At 60.6% G+C, this 6,806-nt stretch carries 5 protein-coding genes; 4 read left to right on the forward strand and 1 reads right to left on the reverse strand.

All coding sequences use genetic code 11. The features are described from left to right. Window positions 1-81: 81 nt before the first annotated feature. Window positions 82-996 carry a LysR family transcriptional regulator gene (locus tag ACB042_RS07550; RefSeq protein WP_005353868.1) on the reverse strand — a complete coding sequence of 305 codons (915 nt, stop codon included), beginning with the start codon at window positions 994-996 and terminating at the stop codon, window positions 82-84. A gap of 170 nt (window positions 997-1,166) precedes the next feature. Between ACB042_RS07550 and ACB042_RS07555 the strand changes: the two genes are divergently transcribed. From ACB042_RS07555 to ygjK, 4 genes are all read left to right on the forward strand, one after another. Further along, the gene (locus tag ACB042_RS07555; RefSeq protein WP_005362191.1) at window positions 1,167-2,423 is read left to right on the forward strand and encodes an adenylosuccinate synthetase; all 1,257 of its coding nucleotides are present in this window, start codon (window positions 1,167-1,169) and stop codon (window positions 2,421-2,423) included. Window positions 2,424-2,619: 196 nt separating this feature from the next. After that, entirely contained in the window at window positions 2,620-3,156 is a 537-nt protein-coding gene (locus ACB042_RS07560) for a YbhB/YbcL family Raf kinase inhibitor-like protein (RefSeq protein ID WP_005353872.1), read from the forward strand. A gap of 11 nt (window positions 3,157-3,167) precedes the next feature. Next, window positions 3,168-3,968: a helix-turn-helix transcriptional regulator gene (locus ACB042_RS07565; protein WP_371178170.1), complete on the forward strand. Its 801-nt coding sequence runs from the start codon at window positions 3,168-3,170 to the stop codon at window positions 3,966-3,968. 195 nt (window positions 3,969-4,163) lie between these two features. Next, window positions 4,164-6,644: an alpha-glucosidase gene (gene ygjK, locus ACB042_RS07570; RefSeq protein WP_371178171.1), complete on the forward strand. Its 2,481-nt coding sequence runs from the start codon at window positions 4,164-4,166 to the stop codon at window positions 6,642-6,644. The last annotated feature ends 162 nt before the right edge of the window (window positions 6,645-6,806 follow it).

Here is a 6,806-nt window from a genome sequence, read left to right on the forward strand (position 1 = left end):
TGATTGTTTACGCGCGTTCGATAGTGACGCAATTGATGGCGGCACAGTCACCCCGATAGGCCTGCTCACCTTGCCACCCCGCTACGGCTCCATCACCCGGGTCAGATAGGGGTTGGGCTTCTGGATCTCCTCCTCCACCCAGTGCAGCAACTGCTTGATGGCCCGCGACAACACCTGATTCTGGCGCACCACGTAGCCCAGACTGGTACCGGGAAAGTCGCCGAGGCTGGTGACCGGCGCGGTGAGGTTGAGGCGCGGATGCAGGGAGAAGTCCGGCACGATGGCGACACCAAAGCCCGCCTCGGCCCAATCCAGCTGGGCGTCCACGCTGCCCACCTCCATGATGCGGCAAGGGGGTAACGCCAACAGCGGCAGAGATGGATCGATCAGCGCCCGGGTGCGGGTGTCGTGACCGAGCAGGATCAGGGTCGGCTCATCGAGGGGATCGCTCTCCCCCGCCACCGCCCGCGCCTGCCAACGGGCAAGGCCATGACCCAGCGCGCACCAGGTCACCTGTTGCAGCTCGGTATAGAAGAGTGGCTCGCTGCGCTTTTGCGCCATCACGAAGCCCAGATCCGCCTTGCCCGCCTTGACCAGCTCGGCAGCCTGATCCGAAGTGGTATTGAACAGAGTGAGGTCGATGCCGGGGAACTCCCGCTTGAAGCGCTGGAACGGCTGGATAAGCAGCAGGCGGGAGATAATGTCGCTGGCGGCGATGGCCAGCGTCCCCTGACTCAGCTGGTTGAGGGCATTGAGATCGGACTGGCAGAGCTGCAACTCGGCAATGGTGCGCTCGGCGCTTTGCAGCAGTCGCTCCCCCGCCTGCGTCAGGCGAAACGGGCTGCGCTCGATCAGCCGCACCCGGGTCGCCTGCTCCAGCCGCTTGATATGCAGGCTGACATTGGGCTGGGTCATGTGCAGCTCGGTGGCGGTCTGGCCAAAATGTTGCAATCGGGCCAGGGTGACAAAGGTTTGCAGCCAGTGAATATCCAGCATAAGAGTCCCTCAACCCGCGAGGTGCGGGGCTTGCCAGGCAAAATCGAGCAGTTTGCCGCTTAATTGGCCATAATTATATGGTTCTCTTATCGGAATTATAAAGATAATTAATTTTTCTAATCCGCATCAGGCTCCTAGGATGGACGCCTAACGTCTTAGGAGAAAGAGTCATGTCGTCTATCGTAGTCGTAGGTGCTAACTGGGGTGATGAAGGCAAAGGCCGCATCGTGGATTATCTGGCAGGTCAAGCTGGCGCCAGCATTCGCTTCCAGGGCGGCAACAACGCTGGCCACACCGTGGTCAACGACCTTGGCACCTTCAAGCTGCACCAGGTTCCGAGTGGCGTATTCAACCCGGATTGCCTGGTTGTCCTCGGCCCGGGCATGGTGATCAGCCCCGAGAAACTGACCGTCGAGCTCGAGGAAGTCAAAGCCTCCGGCGTGACTCCGAAGCTGGCCATCTCTGACCGCGCAACCCTGTGCCTGCCGCTGCACGCACTGGAAGATACCCTGGAAGAGCAACGCCTGGGTGACGGCGCCTATGGCTCCACCCGTCAGGGCATCGCCCCTGCCTACGGCGATCGCGTCATGAAAAAAGCGATCCTGGTTGGTTGGCTGAAACAGCCGGACGTGCTGGTCGAGCGCATCCAGTTCATGCTGGACTGGAAACTGCCGCAGATGAAGGCTATCTACCCCTCCTTCGAATTCACCCAGACTGCCCAGGAGATGGCTGACTGGCTGCTGGAAGTCTCTGCACCGTGGATCGACGCCGTCTGCAACGTCAGCATGCCGCTCAAAGCGCTGCAGGCCGAAGGCAAGACCCTGCTGTTCGAAGCGCAGCTGGGCGCTGGCCGTGACCTGATCTACGGCGAATACCCCTGGGTGACCTCCTCCCACGTATCTGGCGCCTACGCCGGTATCGGTGGCGGTCTGCCGGGTCTGCGCCCGGAGCGCGTCATCGCAGTGGCCAAGGCATTCAGCTCCTCTGTCGGTACCGGCACCCTGCTGACCGCCATGGAGAACCAGGACGAGTTCCGCAAGATCACCAACGAGTTCGGTGCCACCACCGGCCGTCCCCGTGATGTCGGTTACTTCGACGCCGTCGCCACCAAAAACGGTGTCGAGCTGCAAGCCGCCACCGAAGTGGCACTGACCAAGCTGGACTGCCTGACCGGTCTGCCGGATCTGAAGATCTGCGTAGCTTACGAAGGTGCCCACACCGAGAACCCGATTTGGCCGCAAACTGCAGCCCTGAAGCCGGTTTACGAGCAGATGGAAAGCTGGAGCGAAGACATCACCGGCTGCCGCACCTTCGAAGAGCTGCCCAAAGCGGCCCAGCAGTACGTGCTGCGTATCGAAGAGCTGCTCGGCGTACCGGTTCCGATGGTTTCCGTCGGCCCGGGCCGTGACGAGATGATCCTGCGCTAAGCCGCACTTCTCATCGTCAAACAAAAAACCGGCATCCCTGATGCCGGTTTTTTTATGGCTGCCGTTTACCTTCTTGCCATAAAGCCACCAAAAGGCTCAATTAACTCACCATTCGAGCTCACATTGAGCCGTTCTGCAATAACATTCTACCCTGCCCTCGTTAAAGTGAACCCGTTACCACACGAGGAGTCACCCGATGAAATTGCTCAAACAGAGTGCCCTGTTGCCACTGCTCTGCCTGACGGCCATGCCGGCCTTTGCCATGACCCTGAAGAGTACGGACATTCACGAAGGCCAATTGATGGACAAACAGTTCAGCTTCAACGGCTTTGGCTGCAGCGGCGACAACCACTCGCCCCAACTGAGCTGGCAGGATCTGCCGGCAGGCACCAAGAGTGTTGCCATCACCGCCTATGACCCAGATGCCCCCACCGGCAGCGGTTGGTGGCACTGGCTGGTGGTGAACCTGCCTGCCACCCAGAGCGAGCTGGCCAGCAATGCCTCAGGCAAGCTCAAGCAGGGATTGGAAATCCGCACCGACTTTGGCAGCCAGGGTTACGGCGGCCCCTGCCCGCCCGCAGGTCACGGCATGCACCGCTATCAGTTCACCGCCTGGGCCCTGCCCCATGATCTCGAGGTGAAGGCCGATACCCCGCCGGCTATGGTAGGCTACATGCTCAACAGCATGGCGCTCGGCAAGGCCACCCTGACCGCCACCTTCGTCACCCCCTAGGAGCCAACCGGATGAGCACTCCCCTGCTGCAACAGAGCCACTATCTCGGGATCCGCCAGCAGCCCCTGCATCGGGTGCTCATCTACGCCCCGACCCTTATCTGGGTCACCCAGGGGAGCAAGCAACTATGGTGGCGCGAGCGACGTCTGTCGTTTGACAGGGAGCGATGGCTGCTGATCCCGGCAGGCCACCAGCTCACCTTCGTCAATCAGCCGGAGCAGGGCAAGTTTCGCTCCCACGCCATCACGCTGCTCACCCCGCCGCCGCCAGAATGGCTGGCCGAGTCAGCCTCTTCCCACGCCGATCTGGAGGAACCTGCCGTCAAGGTCACCCCCGGGCTCGCCTTCTGCTTTGAACTCATCAGCACCATGGCCGAACGGGGACTGAGCGAGGCAACCCAGGCCGAACTGCTGCGCGGCTTCTATGCCGAGCTGCGGGCCGCCAACGCCCTCGGATTGCTCTTTCCCGCCAGCACCATGACCCTCGCAGAGCGGCTGGCCCGCTACCTGGCGGTGGACCCCGGCATCGCTCACACCCTGGAGGCGGTGGCCCCCCACTTCTCCATGAGCCGCGCCTCCATGGTGCGCAAGCTGGCCGCCGAAGGTCGCAGCTTTCGCCAGTTGCTGGCTCAGGTACGCATGAGCCACGCCCTCAACCTGTTGCAACAGGGCCTGACCCCGCTGGAGGTCGCCCTCGCCTGCGGTTATGACTCCCCCAGTCGCTTTGCCGCCCGCTTCAAACAGGAGTTCGGCCTGACGCCCCACCAATACCTGCACACTTGCCCTGCCAGATTGGCGAGCAATGACCAGTAAAATATTACTTAAAACCAATTCTGTGTAACCTGATGTAACCCGGTGATCCCGCTCACATTGCTACCTCTTCAGAGTGTGATCTCGCGCCAACGCTCTCTTTCCCCTTGCCATACAATGGCTACCGAACACCTTTTCACTAAAAATAAGCGTAAAAAATCTTCCTTTTAACCTACATAAACGGAATTGGAGCGAGCAATGTTTCGTAAAACTTTACTCTCGGTAGCCCTCGGCACCGCCCTGTTCGGACTGACTGCCTGCAACGATAACCAGACAGAGAGCAGCACAGTCGCCAAACCGGAGCAGGCCATCCAGTACAAGGACGTGATCGACCGTCGGGGAACTCCGACCCAATTCCGAGACTTTGACAGCTACTCCAACCTCAAATACAACCCGCTGCTCGATCTGGGGGCATGGCACGGTTTCCTGCTGCCTGCCAGCGACAAGGAGTGGGGGGGCTTTACCGGCCCCATGGTCATCTCCGAGGAGTACAGCCTCTTCTTTGCCAGCGAGCTGGACAAGCTTACCCTCAGCGATGCGAGCGGCCGCCCGTTCCCGCTCACCAGCGCCCGCAAGCAGGAGGCGTACGCCATTCCCGGTGCGCTGGTGCAACGCTTCGAGTTCGAGCCCTTCACACTGGAGCTGGAGCTGCGTTATGGCGATGCCCGCACCGCCCTTATCCGCACCCGACTCATCAACCAGACCGATACACCGCTCACCCTCAACCTCAACTGGCAGGGCGAGTTGCTCAATCAATGGGATGCCAAGGATACGATTGCCAGCAAATATCCAGGCTGGACACGCACCATCAGCGAGAGCGACAAAGGAATCGAATTCCAGTTCGGTAAACTGCGCAGCACCTGGAACATCATGCAGAGCGGCAGCGCCCGCTATCGAATCGACCGCACCCTGCCAAGTCGCACCACCCTCGACCAGAAGACACTGGGCTACCAAAGCGACGCCAGCATTACCCTGGCCGCCAAGGGGAGCGAGGATATCTACACCCTGCAGAGCTATCTCCACTCCGCAGATGACGCCAGCCGCCATCAGCAGAGCCGTCAAGCCCTGCTTGCCAACCCGGCCAGCTATTTTGCCGACTCCATCCGCCGCTGGGAGGGCTACCTTGCCAACGGTCTCTCCAATCAGGGGATCCCCGAGTCGGAGCGTCGCATCGCCGTCAAGGCGATGGAGACCCTCAATGGCAACTGGCGCTCCCCGGCTGGCGCCATCCTCCACGACGGGGTGACCCCCTCCAATACCGCCCGCTGGTTCGACGGCGTCTGGGCTTGGGACAGCTGGAAGCACGCCTATGCCATGGCACACTTCAACCCTGAGGTGGCCAAGAACAACGTGCGCGCCATGTATGACTATCAGGTACAGCCGGATGACCCGGTGCGACCGCAAGATGCGGGCATGGTGATCGACGCCGTCTTCTACAACAAGCTGGCGGATCGCGGTGGCGATGGCGGCAACTGGAACGAGCGAGATACCAAGCCGCCCCTCTCCGCCTGGGCCATCTGGGAGATCTACAGCGCCACCAAGGACAAGGCCTTTATCGCCGAGATGTATCCCAAGCTGAAGGCCTACCACGACTGGTGGTACCGCGCGCGGGACAACAACCGCAACGGCATCATCGAATATGGCGCCACCAAGCATGTGGAGCACAACGACGAGTACGGCAATATCACCTTCAAGGTGCAGTACTCCAACGGTATTCCCGCCGGGCTGGATCTCTCCAGCTGTACCAGTGAGGGAGATGGCTGGTATGCCTGCGCCGGTATGCCGCTCTATCAACAGGTGTTGAACGTGGGCGGTTACAGCGACATGGATATCGGTGCTCAGCACGGCGCCGGTTGGGAGTCCGGCATGGACAACGCCGCCCGCTTCGGCTTTATCGAACCGGGCCAGCTGCAACGCTATGCCGACAAGACTTATGGCGGAGATTTGGCCAAGGCACGTCAGGACTGGAACGTCGCCTTCTTTGAAAACCATCAGGACAATGGCGATTTGATCGGCTTCTCCATCGATCAGGAGTCAGTGGAGCTCAACGCCTTCCTCGCCAAGGAGAAACGCATCTTGGCCGACATGGCCGACCTGCTTGGTAAACCGGACGACGCGAGCCGCTACCGCGATGGCGCGACCCAGCTGGCTGGTTACATCAACAGCTGCATGTTCGATGAGGCGTCAGGCTTCTATTACGATCGCCAGATTGGTCAGGGGGATGTGGCTGACGGCAACGGCTGCGTCGGCAAATTGCTGACCGCCCGCGGCCGTGGCCCGGAAGGGTGGAGCCCGCTCTGGGCAGAGGTCGCAGACAAGGAGAAAGCAGCGCGGGTGCGTGAGGTGATGCTCAACGCCCAGGAGTTCAACACAAAGATTCCGCTGGGCACAGCCGCACTCACCAACCCGGCCTACGACCCCAATATCTACTGGCGCGGCCGGGTATGGCTCGATCAGTTCTACTTCGGGGTGAAGGGGCTGGAGAACTACGGCTACCGCAGCGATGCCGAGGCTCTGGTCAACAAGCTATTCAACAACGCAGAGGGCTTGGCGGGCAGCGGCCCCATCCGCGAAAACTACAATCCGGAGACCGGCGCCATGCAGGGGGCAAGCAACTTCAGCTGGAGCTCGGCCCACCTCTATATGCTCTATCGCAACTTCCTGAAACCACAGGCGTAAGCTTGCTCCACCATGCAAAAGGCCTCCGGATGGAGGCCTTTCTGTTTTCACTGTCCCGTCCTGAATATGGTTTACACCTTTCCCCCCAATAAATGGAGAACCCGATGGGACAAGGTGTGAAACGGACACAGCGCGATTACTCGCTGACTTTTAAACTGGCGC

Origin of the sequence: Aeromonas sp. S13(2024), assembly GCF_041402405.1 — a bacterium.
In the GTDB taxonomy this organism is placed as follows: Bacteria; Pseudomonadota; Gammaproteobacteria; order Enterobacterales; family Aeromonadaceae; genus Aeromonas; species Aeromonas veronii.